General features: G+C 56.7%; 15 protein-coding genes. 11 read left to right on the top strand and 4 right to left on the bottom strand.

The window, feature by feature from the left end:
- The first annotated feature begins 6 nt into the window (after positions 1–6).
- From EDC27_RS03405 to rfbD, 5 genes are all read left to right on the top strand, one after another.
- Entirely contained in the window at positions 7–1086 is a 1080-nt protein-coding gene (locus EDC27_RS03405) for a deoxyguanosinetriphosphate triphosphohydrolase (protein WP_123289221.1), read from the top strand.
- Between the two features lie 206 nt (positions 1087–1292).
- Positions 1293–2237: a hypothetical protein gene (locus tag EDC27_RS03400; protein WP_123289220.1), complete on the top strand. Its 945-nt coding sequence runs from the start codon at positions 1293–1295 to the stop codon at positions 2235–2237.
- Positions 2238–2274: 37 nt separating this feature from the next.
- Entirely contained in the window at positions 2275–4950 is a 2676-nt protein-coding gene (locus tag EDC27_RS03395; RefSeq protein ID WP_123289219.1) for a valine--tRNA ligase, read from the top strand.
- A gap of 41 nt (positions 4951–4991) precedes the next feature.
- A complete protein-coding gene (gene rfbC, locus EDC27_RS03390) occupies positions 4992–5543 on the top strand; it encodes a dTDP-4-dehydrorhamnose 3,5-epimerase (RefSeq protein ID WP_123289658.1) in 552 nt (183 codons plus the stop codon).
- A gap of 36 nt (positions 5544–5579) precedes the next feature.
- Entirely contained in the window at positions 5580–6455 is an 876-nt protein-coding gene (gene rfbD, locus EDC27_RS03385; RefSeq protein ID WP_123289218.1) for a dTDP-4-dehydrorhamnose reductase, read from the top strand.
- A gap of 155 nt (positions 6456–6610) precedes the next feature.
- Here rfbD and EDC27_RS03380 read toward each other — a convergent pair whose 3' ends face one another.
- The 4 genes from EDC27_RS03380 to EDC27_RS03365 form a co-directional block, all read right to left on the bottom strand.
- The gene (locus EDC27_RS03380) at positions 6611–7537 is read right to left on the bottom strand and encodes an aminotransferase class IV (protein ID WP_170161548.1); all 927 of its coding nucleotides are present in this window, start codon (positions 7535–7537) and stop codon (positions 6611–6613) included.
- Positions 7534–8949 carry an aminodeoxychorismate synthase component I gene (gene pabB / locus EDC27_RS03375; protein WP_123289216.1) on the bottom strand — a complete coding sequence of 472 codons (1416 nt, stop codon included), beginning with the start codon at positions 8947–8949 and terminating at the stop codon, positions 7534–7536. The genes EDC27_RS03380 and pabB overlap by 4 nt, the downstream gene beginning before the upstream one ends.
- Before the next feature lie 17 nt (positions 8950–8966).
- A complete protein-coding gene (locus tag EDC27_RS03370; protein ID WP_245994237.1) occupies positions 8967–9866 on the bottom strand; it encodes an anthranilate synthase component II in 900 nt (299 codons plus the stop codon).
- Positions 9867–10119: 253 nt separating this feature from the next.
- A complete protein-coding gene (locus EDC27_RS03365) occupies positions 10120–11103 on the bottom strand; it encodes a methyltransferase (RefSeq protein WP_123289215.1) in 984 nt (327 codons plus the stop codon).
- A 262-nt stretch (positions 11104–11365) separates the two neighbouring features.
- Between EDC27_RS03365 and tmcC the strand changes: the two genes are divergently transcribed.
- The 6 genes from tmcC to EDC27_RS03330 all read left to right on the top strand — a co-directional run bounded on the left by tmcC (position 11366) and on the right by EDC27_RS03330 (position 17016).
- A complete protein-coding gene (gene tmcC, locus EDC27_RS03355; RefSeq protein WP_123289213.1) occupies positions 11366–12025 on the top strand; it encodes a TmcC family electron transfer complex membrane anchor subunit in 660 nt (219 codons plus the stop codon).
- Between the two features lie 34 nt (positions 12026–12059).
- Complete coding sequence (locus EDC27_RS03350) at positions 12060–13406, top strand: (Fe-S)-binding protein (protein ID WP_123289656.1); 1347 nt, start codon at positions 12060–12062, stop codon at positions 13404–13406.
- 298 nt (positions 13407–13704) lie between these two features.
- A complete protein-coding gene (locus tag EDC27_RS03345) occupies positions 13705–14235 on the top strand; it encodes a universal stress protein (protein WP_123289212.1) in 531 nt (176 codons plus the stop codon).
- An 81-nt stretch (positions 14236–14316) separates the two neighbouring features.
- Complete coding sequence (locus EDC27_RS03340; RefSeq protein ID WP_123289211.1) at positions 14317–14694, top strand: cytochrome c3 family protein; 378 nt, start codon at positions 14317–14319, stop codon at positions 14692–14694.
- 748 nt (positions 14695–15442) lie between these two features.
- Positions 15443–15859 (top strand): nucleoside-diphosphate kinase, encoded by a 417-nt coding sequence (gene ndk, locus EDC27_RS03335; protein WP_123289655.1) that lies wholly within the window; start codon positions 15443–15445, stop codon positions 15857–15859.
- A 26-nt stretch (positions 15860–15885) separates the two neighbouring features.
- Positions 15886–17016: a lytic transglycosylase domain-containing protein gene (locus tag EDC27_RS03330; protein WP_123289210.1), complete on the top strand. Its 1131-nt coding sequence runs from the start codon at positions 15886–15888 to the stop codon at positions 17014–17016.
- Positions 17017–17021 lie beyond the last annotated feature (5 nt).

The raw sequence follows: 17021 nt of genomic DNA, 5'->3' as shown, positions 1-17021 counted from the left end.
TGGTCAATGCCCAAAGGGGAAAAGACGGCCCGAAGCGATTTTGCCACCGTGCGCCAGTGGTTGGAAGCCAGGGAGTTTCAAGTGCTGGCGCCTCAGGCACAGAAGAGCGTGGCCAGTCAAGGACGTCAGCGGCCCGATGACCCGGAATGCCCCCTGCGCACGGCCTATCAGCGGGATCGAGACCGCATTGTGCATTCTAAAGCGTTTCGGCGGCTCAAACACAAGACGCAGGTGTTTCTTTCGCCCTCAGGAGATCACTACCGCACGCGCTTGACCCATACGCTGGAAGTGTCGCAAATTGCGCGAACCATCGGCCGAGCCCTCGCTCTGAATGAAGATCTTATCGAAGCCGTGGCCCTGGGCCATGACCTGGGACACACTCCCTTTGGCCATGGCGGCGAACGCGTGCTCAGCCAGCTGCACCCAGATGGCTTTCGGCATCACGAGCAAAGTCTTCGCGTGGTGGATTGCCTGGAAAAGGGAGGCCGAGGTCTCAATCTCACCTTTGAAGTGCGCGACGGCATACTCAAACATTCCAAGGGAAAAACGCATCCCATACTGACGGAGCCCGCTAAAAGGCCTGTGACCCTGGAAGGTCAGGTGGTGCGCGTAGCCGACATCGTGGCCTACGTTAATCACGACCTGGACGACGCCATTCGAGCCCGCGTGTTGTCGCCCCAGGATCTTCCCGAGCCCATCCGTTGTCGGCTAGGGGACTCGCACGCTCAAAGGATTCACACGTTGGTCGACGATGTGATTACGGCTAGTGCGGCGAGCGGCTTGAAAGAGATTCGCATGAGCGAGCCGATTTTGGGGCTTGTGGAAGATCTTCGCGCTTTTCTTTTTGAGCGGGTCTATGAACTGGAAACCATTCGTCAGGAATTTCAAAGGGTTCAGAAGATTCTTGAAGATCTTTACACGGTGCTTCTAAAAGACAAGGACCTGTTTCGGCGCGAGGTGGGACCGCGAGACCCGAGAGTGTCGCGGGCTCAGCAGGTTTGCGATTACATTGCCGGCATGACCGATCGGTATGCTTTGGACCTGTACAAGAAGATTTTTCTTCCACGTCCATGGATGCGCCTGTAAAAGAGGCCAACGGATCCCTGTAGATAGGAGTGGGCATGGGGGCGAAAGGCACGACGGGAGACAGGCCGGTGAATCCCTTGACACTCAATTTTTTACCGTGCTAACCGTCTTAAGATATTTAGACGAACCTCGACGGGGGCACCGACGCCGTGACATCCGCACAACGGTGCAGGCTTGGCAGCGAGGCTCGAGCACAAGGAGGGGCCATGACAAATCCCAAGAAACAGGATGACACCAAGGTTCGCCGTGGCGACGCGCCTGATGAAATTGGCGACCTGTTCAAGGAATTTGATGGGATGGACCCGTCATCGGGTGATGAGGACGACGAGATCCTGGAACTGGACGAGGTGGTGGGTGAGGAAGAAAACGGCCTCACCGACCTGCCCGATCTGGATGACGGCCTTTCGGATCTGGACGACCTAGAAGTAGGCTTAGATGAGCCTGAGGTTGAAGAGCCCCTTCTTGATGAAGAAGAAGTGACCGTTGAGCTGGCCCCTTCAAGACAGGGTGCGGACATTCCCCGCGAACCCTTGGATGAAGAGCTTTTCGACGAAGAACTTTCTGAACCCCAAGAGACATTGGAACGGAAACCCGAACCTTTGCTCGCCGAGGACCGGGAGGGTGAGAAAGCGCTTCGGGACGAGGATCTTGTGGCGGATTTAGCGGAGCAAGAGGAACTGCTGGAGGAGGTCGAAGAGGCGGAGGCACCGAAGCCGGTGGAGACGGAACTGTGGGATTCCGATGAGGAACTGGACGCCATGATCAAGGATGCCGCCGTCAGAGAAGAAACTCTACAAGAATTCGAGCCCATTGAAAAAGAGGTACTTGCGGCCGCGCCCAAGGAAGAACGCGTGGACGTTGACGTTGCGGCGGAGAGTCTCGCGGACAAGGGCTTTGAGGGCGAGGTTGCCGTACCCAAGGAGGCGGTGGACCTCGCGTCCAACGCTGTGGATCGCCCCCCCTTGACATTCACAGAACCTGCCGAGGAGAAAGCCATGGAAGAACGACCGGCTATGTTCCAGCCGATGGTAGAAGTCCTGGAAAAGAGGCTGCAGATCATGGTGCAAAAGGCGGTCCAGGAGCAGCTTCCCATTGTAGTGCGCAGGGTGTTGCAAGAAGAGATGGAGCGGCTGATCAAGACATTAGGCTGAGAGCGATTGGCGACGCAAAGGAGGAGGGATTCTCTTGATGAGTCACGAGCCTTTACCTAAGGCGTATGAATTCCACGAAATAGAGGCCCGCTGGGTTCAGGCATGGGTGGAAAATCAGAATTTTCGGGCCGATCCGCAAGCGTCCAAACCTCCGTTCAGCATCGTCATTCCACCGCCCAACGTCACCGGGCAGCTTCACATGGGCCATGCGCTCAACAACACACTCCAAGACATTTTGTGCCGTTACAAGAGGCAGCGGGGTTTTGAAGTCCTGTGGGTTCCCGGCACGGACCATGCCGGAATCGCCACCCAAAACGTGGTGGAACGCCAGATCGCGAAAGAAGGCCTGAGCCGGCACGATTTGGGTCGGGAAAAGTTCCTGGAAAAGGTCTGGGAGTGGAAGCAGACCTATGGGGGCTATATCATTCGTCAGCTGAAACGTTTGGGGGCCAGTTGCGACTGGACTCGGGAACGTTTCACCATGGACGAGGGTTTGTCTCGAGCCGTACGGTTAGTATTTGTGCAGCTCTACGAAGAAGGGCTCATTTACCGAGGCCACCGCATGATCAATTGGTGTCCTCGATGCATGACGGCTTTGGCCAACATTGAGGTGGAAGGGGAAGAAACCGAGGGACGCCTTTATCACATTCGGTACCCCTTGGCGGATGGATTCGGCGCCGTCACGGTGGCCACCACGCGACCCGAAACCATGCTGGGGGACACAGCTGTGGCCGTGCATCCGGAAGATCCTCGGTATCAGCATGTGATCGGGAAAACGGTCATCTTGCCTTTAATGCAGCGGCCCATTCCCGTCATCGCTGACCCCTACGTGGATCGAGAATTTGGCACGGGCGCCCTCAAGATCACGCCTGGCCATGATTTCAATGATTTTGACATCGGTCAAAAACATGGCCTGGAACTCAAGCGCGTTATCGGCGAAGACGGCATCATGACGGCCGAAGCCGGCCGGTACCAGGGACTGGACCGCTACGAATGCCGAAAGAAGGTGGTGGCCGACCTGAAAAAGGGCGGTTACCTGGTGGCAGTGCAGGATCATAGGCACCGCGTCGGGCATTGTTATCGGTGCAAGAGCACCGTTGAACCCATGTTGTCGCTGCAATGGTTCGTTAGGACTCGGCCTTTGGCCGATGAGGCCATGGCTGCGGTTCGCGATGGCCGAACGCGCATCATTCCGGAAAAGTGGGAAAAAGACTATTTTCAGTGGCTTGAAAACATTGAAGACTGGTGCATCAGCCGCCAGATTTGGTGGGGGCATCGCATTCCGGCCTGGTACTGCGCGGACTGCCAAGGGGTTACAGTGGCCGTGGAAGACCCGGCAGCGTGCCATCACTGCGGGGGGACCCAACTGCACCAGGACAACGATGTGTTGGACACCTGGTTCAGTTCGGCCCTGTGGCCTTTCACCACCATGGGATGGCCCGAAAAGACTCCGGAACTGCAAAAGTTTTATCCCACGTCTGTGTTGGTCACCGGTTTTGACATTCTCTTTTTCTGGGTGGCCCGCATGATGATGATGGGCCTTCACTTCATGAAGGATGTGCCGTTTCGTGACGTCTACGTACACGCCCTGGTTCGGGACGCTCAGGGCCAAAAGATGAGTAAATCCAAGGGAAACGTTATCGACCCTTTGGTCATGATGGACCGATACGGCACGGACGCACTGCGCTTCACGCTCACCGCCTTTGCCGCACAAGGCAGGGACATTAAGCTTTCCGAGGAACGCATTGAAGGCTATCGGCATTTCGTTAATAAGATCTGGAACGCCTCACGGCTCGTGCTCATGAACATCGAAGGGGCTACCCTTTTGGAGCGTCTTCCGGAGCGGCCCAACCGGCTGGCGCATCGATGGATCCTCAGCCGATTCCAGTCGGTCCTTCACGATGTGGAAACGGCCTTGGAAAATTACCATTTCGACCAGTATGCCCAGAGCCTCTATCAGTTCTTCTGGCATGAATACTGTGACTGGTACCTAGAAGTTATCAAACCTGACCTGTACGGTGAAGACCCCGAAGCCAAAAAGCTGGCGCAAAGCATTGCCGCGACGCTGTTGAAAAACCTTCTGATCCTGCTCCATCCGGTCATGCCTTTTGTTACGGAAGAACTGTACCAAAGGCTTTCGGGATCGGCGCAGAGTCTCACGGAAGCGGCATTTCCGGCCAAAGAACCGTGGCGGATGGATCCGGACGCGGAAAGGGACATGGCACTGCTCAAGGATGTCATCACGGGCCTGCGCAACATTCGCGGCGAAATGAACATCGCCCCGGGCGTGCGCCTGAAGGCCGTGTGCCTTTGTGCCGGGGCGGCGGAAAAGAATCTTTTGGAAACCAACCGACAGATGCTCGTGGATCTTGCTCGATTGAACTCCCTGACCGTCGGGCTCCAGGAAGAGTTACCCAAGCCTCGGCTGGCGGCAGGAACCGTCTCTTCTGGCGTGGAAGCCTATGTGATCCTCGAAGGCGTTCTGGACTACAACAGCGAAGCCAAGCGGTTGGAAAAGGAAATCGGCAAGATTCAAAAGGAACTGGAAGGGACGCGAAAAAAGCTGGCCAATGAAGACTTTCTGCGGCGAGCTCCTGCCGAAGTGGTGGCCAAGGAAAAGGAAAAGGCGGAACGGCTCGGGGAAAAACTGGGGAAGTTGAAAGCCAACCGAGAGCGTGTGGAAGCCTTGGTGCGCGAAGCGTCTCAAGGCTGATGGCACTCTCTGATGTCAACCTCATGATACAGAGATCCTCCATGCGACGCGTTCCCACGGCCATTCCCGACGTCCTTGTGTTCGAACCCAGGGTCTTTGAAGACGAACGAGGCTTTTTCTTTGAAAGCTATAATCGAAAAACGTTTGAGATCCTGGGGCTTGTCGAAGATTTCGTGCAGGACAATCATTCGCGGTCCCGCCGCGGTGTGCTGCGCGGCCTCCACTATCAAATTCCGCCTCGAGCTCAGGGCAAGCTGGTGCGGGTTGTGGTGGGCGAAATTTTTGATGTGGCCGTGGACCTGCGTCGATCTTCGCCCACGTTCGGTCGGTGGGTGGGAGTGCATTTGTCGGCGGAAAACAAAAGGCAGCTTTACATTCCCAAGGGTTTTGCCCATGGGTTCTTGGCTTTATCACCGTGGGCCGAAGTGTGCTACAAGACCACGGACTACTATTCCCCGGAACACGAACGCTGTGTGCTATGGAACGATGCCCAACTGAACATCGCCTGGCCCCTTAAGAAAGGAGACATGCCCGCTCTGTCTTCAAAGGATGCACAAGGGATGCCCCTGGCTCAGGCGGACCTTTTCGACTGAAGCCCGTTTGAGAGAACCTCGGGAGGTTTCTTTCCCATGAAAACGGTGGTGGTGACAGGCATTCTGGGCCAGCTGGGGTGGGAATTGGAACGATCGTGTCCGGCATCCGTGCGCCTGGTGGGGGTTGACCTTCCGGAAGTGAACATCACGCAACCAGACCAGGTGGCACGACTTTTTGCGCGAACTCGTCCTCACGTGGTCATCAATGCCGCCGCCTATACCGCCGTGGATCGAGCGGAACAGGAGGCCGAAGCGGCCTACGCGGTCAATCGTGATGCCGTACGCCTCCTGGCCGAAGCCTGTGCCCAGCAGGGGGCGCACCTCGTGCACGTGTCCACGGATTTCGTTTTCGATGGCACGCTTTCCAGACCCATTAGGCCCAGCGACCTCCCAAATCCTCTGGGCGTCTACGGGGCCAGCAAACTGGCCGGGGAAAAAGTGGCCTTGGACGTTCTTAAAGACCGATGCACCATCGTGCGTACGGCTTGGCTTTATTCCAGCCACGGAGCCAATTTCGTCAAGACCATGCTGCGGCTCTTTGATGAACGGGACGAGGTGCACGTGGTGAGTGACCAGGTTGGGACGCCCACGTGGGCGGCCAATTTGGCCGATTTCCTATGGGCGTTTTTGCAAAAAGAACCGGTGCCGGCAGGCATCTACCACTTTACCGATGCCGGCGTTGCCTCGTGGTATGATTTTGCTGTGGCCGTGGAAGAGGAAACACGAACCAAACGGGGAAAACGCGTGTGGGTGCGCCCCATTCGCACCGAAGAATACCCCACGCCGGCTCGGCGCCCATCTTACAGCGTTTTGGATAAGCACAGCGCGTGGGCTCTGTGGCCCCGTCGTCCAGATCACTGGCGCGAGGCGCTGCGACGCATGCTGCACGAGATGGATCATGCCCCGGCGTGACAACACAGGACCCACAGACTGACGCCCACCGTATGTGAATCCCTCATCCCTCGCCGCTTCTCGAGATGTCCCCCGCAGCCGAGCCGAGGGAATGAAAGGCCTCGAACAACCGTAAGGGGTTACTTACGGTGTCGAGTCCCAGTTCCGTGGAGTCGTTAATCCTCATATTCCGGGAGCTCAGGTTGTTCGACGCCGCGGCGAAAGAAGAGATCGCGATAGTGGGCGGCGCGGTAGCGAAAAAGGCGAGGCAGGGGTCTGCCGTCCACGGCGCGGATGGGCATGATGCCCACGAGAGCATTGGTCATCCAAATGGCGTCAAATTGGTCCAGGTCGTCTTTTGAAAGGTTTCTTTCTTCTATTGTCCAGCCGTCTTCGCGAAGCAGAGTCGCCACGCGCGTTTCCGCCGTGCCTTTGAGGCGATGAGGGCTTGCGGCAACCACACACCGGCTTTCGCTCAAGAACAAAAGAGAACCCGTGGCCGTTTCGGCGATGCGGCCGTCCTTGTCGTAAATAAGGGATTCGTCACAGCCCGCGTCGGCGGCGACCTGCCGTGCCCCTAAGTAAAACAAGTAACTTAGGCTCTTCATGGACGCCGTGGGAGGTGTCCAGCCGTTGCGCAAAGAGTGGAGCGTCCATCCGCGGGCATAGTCTTGCTCGGATGGCGGCGTGTAGGGTTCCGCTAGGATAAGCCGCGTGGGCGCGGAAGGTTGAGGCAGCCCCAATTCTGACACGATACCTCGACTGACAACGATCTTCACGCGAGCTGGCCCACGGTTCAGTCCGTTCTGTTTAAGAAGAGCAGCGATGCGTTCGTGCCAGATCGAAGGCGCCTCGGAAAACAGCCAAGGGGTGCTGTCCTCTCCAAGGCCGAAAAGGCGAAGGCACCGCGCGGCGTCGCTAAGGCGCTTCAGATGATCGGCGACGTAAAGTGGCCGTCCGTCGTTGGCGCGAAGGGTTTCAAAGAGGCCGTCTCCAAAGAGAAAGCCTCGGTCTAAGGGAGAGATTCGAACGTTTTCTTCGGGCGCAAAGTGACCGTTCCACCATACGATGCGACTTGTGTTCGAGGCCCCTTGGCCGCTCACTGGCACGCCTCCTCTTCCTGAAGCCGTTCTATCACCTGAAATAGGGTGCGGCCCTTGTGAAGTGTTTCCTCGTATTCGGCGCTTTCATCGGAATCATAGACTACGCCGCCGCCTACAGAGAAATAGAGGCGGTCGTCCTTAAGGATGGCCGTTCGAATGGCGATGTTCATGTCCATGGTGTCATGCCAACCCACGTAACCTATGGATCCCGTATATACATGGCGCACGTGGTGTTCCAGTTCGTCGATGATTTCCATGGCGCGAATCTTGGGACACCCCGTGATGGACCCGCCGGGAAAGGTGGCTCGAAAAATCTGCCCCGGCGAAACGCCGGGGTTCAGTTTTCCAGTGATGACGGACACCAGGTGCCACACGTTGGCGTAACCCTCCAGCCGCTTATGCTCGGCAACCACAATGGAGCGTGGTTGGCAAACGCGGCCGAGGTCATTGCGCAGCAAATCCACAATCATAGACAGTTCTGCATCATCTTTGGGGTTCGTGAGCAAGTCTTCCCGCATGGCGCGATCCTCGTATGCCGTGGCACCCCGAGGGCGTGTTCCTTTGATGGGACGTGTCTCGATGGTGTCGCCGCGCCGGCACACAAAGCGTTCCATGGATGTGGAAAGGATGTGGTGGCCTGGAAGGTGCAGATAGGCGTAAAAGGGCGCGGGGTTTTGGTAAAAGAGCCGCGTCCAGAGAAACCAGGGATTGCCGCCGAACGATGCGGAAAATCTTTGGGAGAGGTTCACCTGGTAGACATCCCCGTTCCGAATGTAGCGGCGAATCGTGGCGACCGCGTCCATGTACGCTTCACGAGAAAAATCACTTCGAAGATTGCCGCTTTGAGCGGAAGTAGACGATCTCTCCAGAACCTCTTGCGTCGGGGATGGTGCCACGGGCGTCAGACCCTTTGTTTCCAAGGTCATATGCACAGTTTCTCCCGTCAGGCGGTCAAAAACCATGATGTCCTTAGGAAGAAAAAAAAGGCTTTCGGGAAGATTCAAGTCGTCGGTGGCGGTTTGAGGAAGAACTTCCAACACGTTTTTCAGTTCGTAGGAAAGGTAACCCACAAGGCCGCCGGAAAAGGGTTCCACCAGCAAGGGGACAGACGGGCGAGTGGCTTCAAGGAGCCTGTCCAGAGCTTCCAGAGGATGTAGGCCTTCGGTGACGGTGCCGTGAGCTGTCGTGAGCGAGACCTGCAGACCTTTGGAGCGAAGGATGAACAATGGATTCCAGAACGCCAAGGAATGGCGGGCGCAGTCCAACTCGGTGCCGCTAAGAAACACCGCGCCGTACGAGGTTCGCATTAAAGGGGCGACCTTTTCCAAAAACGAGGCATCGGTTTCTCGGCGAAAGACCTTTGAAAGCCGTACCCGTTGCACCGCTCCCCGCACCGCGTCATCCATAGCCATAGACCAACTCCCTCACGCTATGGGTTCGTCACGATTGGACGCCTTAAGGTTTCCTGGTCACGAAAAAGGAGCGTGGAGCGTCCCGAGGGTTTTGATGAGTGAAGCTCATAGCGCATGCCTTGTTGCCTCCATGGAGTGCCGAGAACGGGTTGGAGATTGTGGCCCGTCGCTTGCACCCATCGAGGGAATCGAGTCTCTGAAGAACTTTCTGCGCATAGGGAAGGGGAAAATGCCTGATGGGATGCCAGAAAGCGTGCGGCCACTTCCAGACCGTATTCGGATAGAAAAGATTCCGGATGAAATTGCACGCCCCACACGGGAAGATTTTTATGTTGCAAAGCCATCACCACGCCGTCTTCGGCCCACGCGGTTTCTTCAAGATCCCGGGAAGTGACGCGGCATTGTAGAGAATGGTACCGGGCGACGCGAAAGGGTGAAGGCAGCCCTTTAAAGAGCCCGACGCCTGTGTGATGCACCCATGAGCACTTGCCGTGCACGGGCACGGGCGCGCGAAGCGTGGATCCGCCGTAAACTTCATTGATTACTTGCATGCCGAGACACACGCCCAGAATGGGGACATGCTCTGCGAAGGTTCGCACCACAGCCTTGCTGATGCCGGAATGGGCCGGAGATCGCGGGCCGGGGCTGATGACGATCCAGTGCGGGGACAAGGAGGCGATGGTGGCCACCGAAATGGCGTCGTGGCGATAGACCAGGACCTCCACGCCCTCAAATTCGCAAAACAGTTGGTAGAGATTGAAGGTAAAAGAATCATAATTGTCGATGAGGACGAGGCGCATAAGGCACACCTTACCTTCAAAAGCGAGCCCGACAATGGGCACGGTGGGCGTTTCGGCGGAAACAGGAAAGTCCGAGCCTGCGTTTTTGAAGGGACGGCCTTCAGACTGTGTGCACATACCACAGACCTCGAGGACGCGGTCCCTTCAACGGGACGCCCCAAGGGGCTTCCCCGGCCAAATAAGACGCTATCGAACACGCTCCCAGGTGTTGAAGTTTTTGCCATAAAAAAGAAAAGCCACCCTGCCGTGAGGCTGGGTGGCTTTCGCCTGGCATACCTCGCCTTTCTTATGCCTTTTTAGACTCTTTTCGTCAATGCCCAAAATCCGCCATTGCCTCGACTTGTCGGCGAAGCCTTTTCCAGGGGCGCTGCTAGACGAAAGCCTGAACGAGGCAATCCATCTGCAGACCTTTGCGCACGAAGGCCACGTTGCGGAAACCCGCCTCATGAAGGGCCGCCTTTGTCTCTTCAAAAGTGTACGTGTCTCCCCCTTCGGTATTGACCAGCATGTTGATGGCAAAGAGCGCCCCCGCAGGCGGATGGATTCGATCAGGTTCCATGATATGGTCTCGAATGAGAAGACAGCCGCCGGGTTCCAAAACATCGCGAATTTTTCGATACAAAGCCACGTTTTGTTCGGGGCTGTTTTGATGAATGATGGCCGAAAGAAGCACCAGATCGCACCCTGTTGGCAAGGGATCCACGTAGAAATCTCCGGCGACCAGGCGTACACGGTCTAGAAGATTGTGCGCGTGAAGGCGTTCTTGAGCCATGGGAAGAACCTCGGGAAGATCAAAGAGCACGGCCCGAAGAGATGGGTTTCGTTCCAAGAAGGCGATGGTGTAAGTGCCCGAGGCGCCGCCGATGTCCAGAAGCTGTTTGAAGGGCGAAAGATTCAAAGAGGCCGCAATGTCTCGCGCAAGGTTTTTTCCCACCACATGCATGGCCCCGATGAAGGCCGCCAACGCCTCGGGACCCGAATGGACAACAGACTGACGATGCGGGTTTGATCCTTGGCGAACTGTTTCCGTCAAATGATGCCAGTTGTGCCAGATATGGGCGAGGTGGAGCACCATGGGTAACACGGACTCGGGGTTCTTTGACGAGAACTGAGCTCCCTTGTCCGTCAGGGCATAGATGCCGTTGGCTTTTGTCAGGTAATCAAACGTGACCAGGCAATCCAGAAGGCGGGTTAGCGCGCGAAGGTCCGTTCCCGTGGTCTGAGCCAGCGTTTGCGCCGAGACAGGGGTTTGGTCCAAAAGGGTGAAGAGATCCAATTGGGATGCGGTCAGGATCACACGGCTTTTCATGAAGCTTCGCACTTCTTCCAAGGGATCCCCTAGGTCTCGTGCCATGTTTTCCTCCTGTCATGAATGGCGTTCAGAAATGCACAAAATAAGCGGGCAGTCTTGACCGTCCTCATGGAGGCCGTTAATGTTGTGCCGATCGAATGAGCGGTGCAGGCAAAAGCAGCAGTAGCCTACCAGGTTTTTAACATTCTTGTCCATGGGCTTGAGATCGAAGGGCGTCTTGGGGAATTTCAAGGGGCCGATGCTGGTGAGATCGTCCAGGCATTGATCACCAATTGGGAACTCAGAAGACGGCAGGGGATGGGGCATGCAGACGTGGTATGCGTTTTTGACGGGACCGGCGCTGTGGGTGACGTTCGTCGTTTTTCTGGGAGGTCTTGGGGTGCGGCTGGCCTTTCTCTATGGGCTCAGCCGCGAACGGGATCGCGTGTTTTATAACCACATGGACTGGCGCTGGGCGTTCAAGTCCATCGTCCATTGGCTTCTTCCTTGGGGAAGTGCTTCCATGCGCTTGCAGCCTGTGTTCAGCGCCGTCTTTATTGTGTTTCATGTGGGGCTGCTGGCCGTGCCTCTTTTCCTTTCCGCGCATAACCTTTTGTGGGACCGGGCTTTTGGGGTGAGCTTGTGGTCCATGAGCGATGCGTGGGCGGACGGGCTCACGATGGTAGTCTTGGCCTGCGGCCTCTTTCTGGGAATTCGGCGGCTGGTGCGCCCGGAGGTGCGGATTTTGACCACAGCGTGGGACTTTACCTTGTTGACGCTTACGCTGGCGCCCTTTGTCACCGGTTTTTTGGCCTACCGCCAATGGGGACCCTATGAGGTGATGATGGTTCTCCATGTCCTTTCGGGAGAGATTCTTCTTGTCCTTATTCCATTCACCAAGCTGGGGCACATGGTGCTGTTTTTCTTCACTCGCGCCTTTATTGGCTTTGAGATGGGAGCTCGGCGCGGCGCGAGGGCGTGGTAAGACGGGACGGTTTGAAGAGGGTGGAGTGAAAAAAATGAGCCATCAAGCGGCGGCTGTGGAACCTGGAAACGTTGAAGTTCATCCGGTGGACGTGAAAAAGATTCAGCAGATCCTGGAAGCCAACAATGGAGCGCGCATTCGCACCTGGCTCAGCATTTGTTCGCGATGCGGCCTGTGTGCGGAAAGCTGCTTTTTCTATTTGGCCCATAACCGCAACCCTCGACTGAGCCCGGCGTACAAGTTCAAGGCCACCCTGGGCGAACTCTATCAGCGTCGAGGCCATGTGGATTGGGATTTTCTGCATCGATGCGCCGACATTGTCTGGGGTGAATGCACGACGTGCAAGCGCTGCTCCATGTATTGTCCCTTTGGCATCGATGTGGCCACCCTCATTGCCACCACGCGAACCATTCTCTACTCCCAGGGCATCACGCCCCAGGGATTGGCTCGAGCCGTGGTCAACTATCGCAAAACGGGCAACCAAATGGGCATGAGCACCGAAGACTTTGTGGACACCTGCGAGTGGATGGCGGAGGAGAGCCAAGATGAAATCAAGGGGGTGACCATTCCCATCGACAAAAAAGGGGCCAAGTACATGTATACGGTCAACCCTCGAGAACCCATGTTTTATCCTCAGGATTTGGCCATGGCCGCCAAGATTCTTACCGTGGCCGAAGAGGACTGGACCATGCCGTCCACGGGGTGGGACTGCACCAATTTGCCCATGTTTGCGGGCGATCGCGCCTTGGCCGGCCAGGTGGTGCGCACGATGTATGAAAAGGCGGTGGAACTGGGCGTGCAGGCCATTCTCATTACCGAATGCGGCCACGCTTACCGTTCGGCCCTCTTTGAAGGCCCTTATCTGGCAGGCTACCCTGATGGAAAGCCTCCGGTACCCATCGTGCATTCGGTGCAGTTGTTCTACGAATATATTCGAGACGGCCGCCTTCGCATCGATCCGGCCAAGCGATTGAAAGAACCTGTAACCTATCAAGATCCGTGCAACGTGTCACGCAACGGAGGCCTGTGGGAAGAGGGACGCAAGCTGGTGCAGTTTCTGGCCGAAGATTTTCGCGACATGCATCCCAATCGGGACCATAACCACTGCTGCGGCGGCGGAGGTGGTTACATTCCCATGGGGCCGGAATACAAGGCGCGCCGCATGGCGTCGGGGCGTGTGAAAGCCGAACAGATTCGCGCTACGGGGGCCAAGATCGTCATTACTCCCTGCCACAACTGCTTCGACCAAATCAGTGACCTTAACAAGGAATATCAATTGGGCGTTAAGGTCATGTCGCTCAAGGAAATCATCTGCGAACTCATGGTGGTTCCGGAAAAATTTCAACCCGAAGACAATGGAGGCGACGAAGAGCAAACCTAGGCAAGTCCAAGCCGTGGGGAGCTAGCACTAAGAAAGCTCTTGCCCGCTCAAGCCCTGGCAGCTTGTTCGAGTATGACGTGTCGGCGGGTTGAGCGTTTCGTTTCGGGCAAGGGCCTCGGGGCGCGGCGCCGTGCTGCGGCGTGTGTCGCGACGAGCCCCGTGCCCCCTGCCAATGGAGCATAACGGGACAGCCTGGCAGGGCATTGGGTAAAGCTTTGTGGAATGAAACGGCCGGGCCGTGGTGATCCAAGGGGCAAGGTCCGGGCATGGGGAACCAGGGACGAAGGGAGGATGAGGTATGTATCGAAAGATACTCTTTTGCGCCGATCTCTATGCCAGTTCGGATTACGCCTTTGCCGCGGCGTTGGATCTTGCGGAACGGTCCGAGGCGGAACTGATCATCCTCCATGTGCTGGAGTCCCGGCACAGGTATTCGGGGCACGTGATCACCGAAGACGGGGAAACCTGGGCAGGACCTGAAGTCATTGAAAAACTAAAGAAAAAACTTCGAGAATACTACTTGATTCGCATTGAACGGGAAGATCCGCGCAATGTGCGGGTCGAAGTGCGGGCGGGCATTCCCTGGGTGGAAATTTGCCGGTTCGCGCGCAAAGAAAAGGTGGACCTGATTGTCCTCGGCCCGTACACCATCCATGATGCAAAAGCGCCTTTGGATCTGGAAAAGCCTCATCTTGGGCAAAATGCTCAGGAGGTGTCCCTGCGCGCTCCCTGTCAGGTTTCCATTGTGACTTCTCCAAAGCAACGGCTGGCTCTGGAAAAAGTTGAGGAACACGTCCGGGCCAAAAAACGAAAGCGAAAGATGACTTAGACAATGTGTTTGAGCATGGGGTTCACCATAAGGCCATCTTGAAAAAGCGGGGTCCTCATGGCATAGACGGCAGGAGGTTTCATGAAACGCAGTGTTCGAATCCTTGTGGTGTGCTGTATCGCGGTATTTTTGGGGACGTGGGCGTGGTGCCAGGACGAGGTGATGGTCTTAAAAGGCGACGACCCCAAAGGGCTGAAGCGGTCGCCCGTTTCCTTTCCCCACGAAAGGCATGCTCAGCTCGTGGAGTGTACCCTGTGTCATCACGACTACGATGCCTACGGTGCCAACAAGGGCAGTGAAGGCCAGAAGTGCGCCGACTGCCATGGCCATTCCTCCGTTTCCAACCCTGTGCCTCTTCAAAGGGCTTTCCATGAACAATGCATGTCGTGTCATGAACGCCTGCACGCCCGTGAGGGGCGTAACCTGCCTGTCATGTGTGGCCAATGTCATAAGCGCTGAGGCTTGAGCCTTGGGCCGATCCCGTCGCCCCGCCGTTCGGTGTCTGATGTCGTGGCCAAGACGAAGATCGATCGCGGGGCGCGAAAACTCCATGGATTCTCCTTGACATTTCCTTGTGGGCAAAGCACTAGGAGCCTGTCCCAAAGGGTACCCTGCGGGAACGGCGTTTTCTGCAGGCTGAAACCGCAGGTTGTTCTCAGACAAATGCTTGGCGAGGCGCCTAAGCGCGGAGTCCATGGGAGGATTCTTCCAGAAGCAAGACTCTTCAACCTTCACAAAGGGCCAGCGAAGCGCCCTAGCTCCCAGGGGAAAAGGCTCACAAGGAGTGGGAAACCCATTCACTCAAGGCGAGGGGCTCGCGAACTGCTCGGAGTGGGGAAACGGTGATTATGAAAAAGCCTCTTGGAAGCCTACCGAGAATTTCCCACGCCCTCGCCCTTGCGCAAGCTGGAGTCTAGACTCATCATCAAGGGCCAGGAAGGGCGCCAGATCGTCACTCCCGTGCAAACGGGAGTCCAGAACTTCTTGCAGAGTTTTGGTTTCGGGCCCTCTTTTGTGGGGAAGCATCCCCCCAGGATGATGGCCGGACGCTGCGTGAAGCGAGTGATCCTTTGTGGGACAAATAGCCAGGACGATGATGGTGCGGCCAGAGAGCCGGAGGAGAGGGCTTCCGAAGCGTGGCTTAGGTGTGCCCCTTCCCCGTGCTGGCCATGTGGAGAAAGTTCAAAGCGAAGGAGGGCATGAAAGGATGGAAAGGACATTGTCGATCATCAAACCGGACGGTGTGCAAAGGAATCTGGTGGGCACCATCGTGGGGCGCTTTGAGAGCGAAGGATTTCGCATCGCGGGCATGAAACGGCTGTGGCTCAGCAAGAAGGAAGCGGAAGCGTTTTATGCCATGCACAAGGACCGGCCTTTTTTTGACAGCCTCACTTCCTATATGTCTTCGGGACCCGTGGTGGTCATGGTCCTGGAAGGCCCCAATGCCATTCAGCGCAACCGGGACATTATGGGCGACACCAATCCGGCGCAGGCCGCCGAGGGAACCATTCGCAAAGAGTACGGGCTGGATGTGGAAAAGAACACGGTGCATGGTTCTGACAAACCGGAAACGGCGGCCAAGGAGATCGCGTTTTTTTTCAGTGAACTGGAACTCATGCGTTAGAACGGTTGGTCTCAAGGAGGCGTGCCATGCGTTGGCGTATTGTGCTCACGGCAATGATGAGCCTGGTGGCCTTTTCCTGTTCGGGCTTTGCGACCAAGCAAGCTCAGGAACCGAAGGCGGGTGTGACGGCTCCGCCTGTCCAACCCTCCACGTCATCTGAGCCTACGGCCTTCATGGCGCCATACGTGGCACCTCCTGCCAACATGGACCTGTGCGGCGAACCCGTGCCCTTGGGCAACCGTGATGTGCTGGAACGGTTTGATCAGGAATTCACTATCGTCGTGTATTCGCACGCCCAGGTCTATCTTTGGCTGAAAAGGGCGGAGCGGTTCTTTCCGTGGTTTGAAGAGGAACTACGCCGGCGAGGGCTTCCCGAAGATCTAAAATATGTGGCGGTGGCGGAAAGCGATCTGCGGCACGGCGCCGTCTCCCCCGCGGGAGCGGTCGGCATGTGGCAGTTCATTCCGTCCACGGGTTCTCGTTATGGGCTGGATCAAAGCCCTCAGCTGGATCAGCGCTACGATTTTGAAATGGCCACGGACAGTGCGCTTCGGTATCTGGCCGACCTTTACCGGCGTTTCAACAATTGGACTTTGGCCATCGCGGCCTACAACTGCGGCGAAAAGCGGGTCTCCGACGAGATGGCCCTTCAGGGGGTGAGCGACTACTATCAACTGAAGCTCCCTCTGGAAACAGAACGCTATGTGTTCCGTATTCTGGCCATCAAGGCCGTGTTTTCCAATCCCCAAAGGTACGGATATGCCTTGCCACCCGGAGCGGGCTATCCTCCGGAGCGCGTGGATGTGGTCACCCTCAACACGCGATATACGGTTCCCATCGTGGCTTTGGCTGAGAAAGCCGGCATCACCTACAGGGAATTTAAGCGGCTCAATCCCGCCTTCACCACCAGGAACATTCCTCCGGGAACCCATCGTGTGCGTGTGCCGGAAGGTCACGGCAAAGCTCTGGAACAGGGGCTGGAATCCTTTTTGGCCTCGTGTAAGGTGCCGCAGGTGGTCATTCATAAGGTCAAAAGGGGAGAAACCTTGCATCGCATAGCGGATCGTTACAATGTTTCCATTTCGGACATCAAGCGATGGAACGGCCTCAAGGGGACAATGATTCGAGTCGGTCAGAGGCTCCGCATCGAACGCTGAGGCTT

The sequence above is a fragment of the Desulfosoma caldarium genome (genome assembly GCF_003751385.1).
GTDB classification, from domain to species: domain Bacteria; phylum Desulfobacterota; class Syntrophobacteria; order Syntrophobacterales; family DSM-9756; genus Desulfosoma; species Desulfosoma caldarium.
Note: the sequence above shows the minus strand (reverse complement) of the source record. Positions and strands in the feature narration are given on the sequence as shown.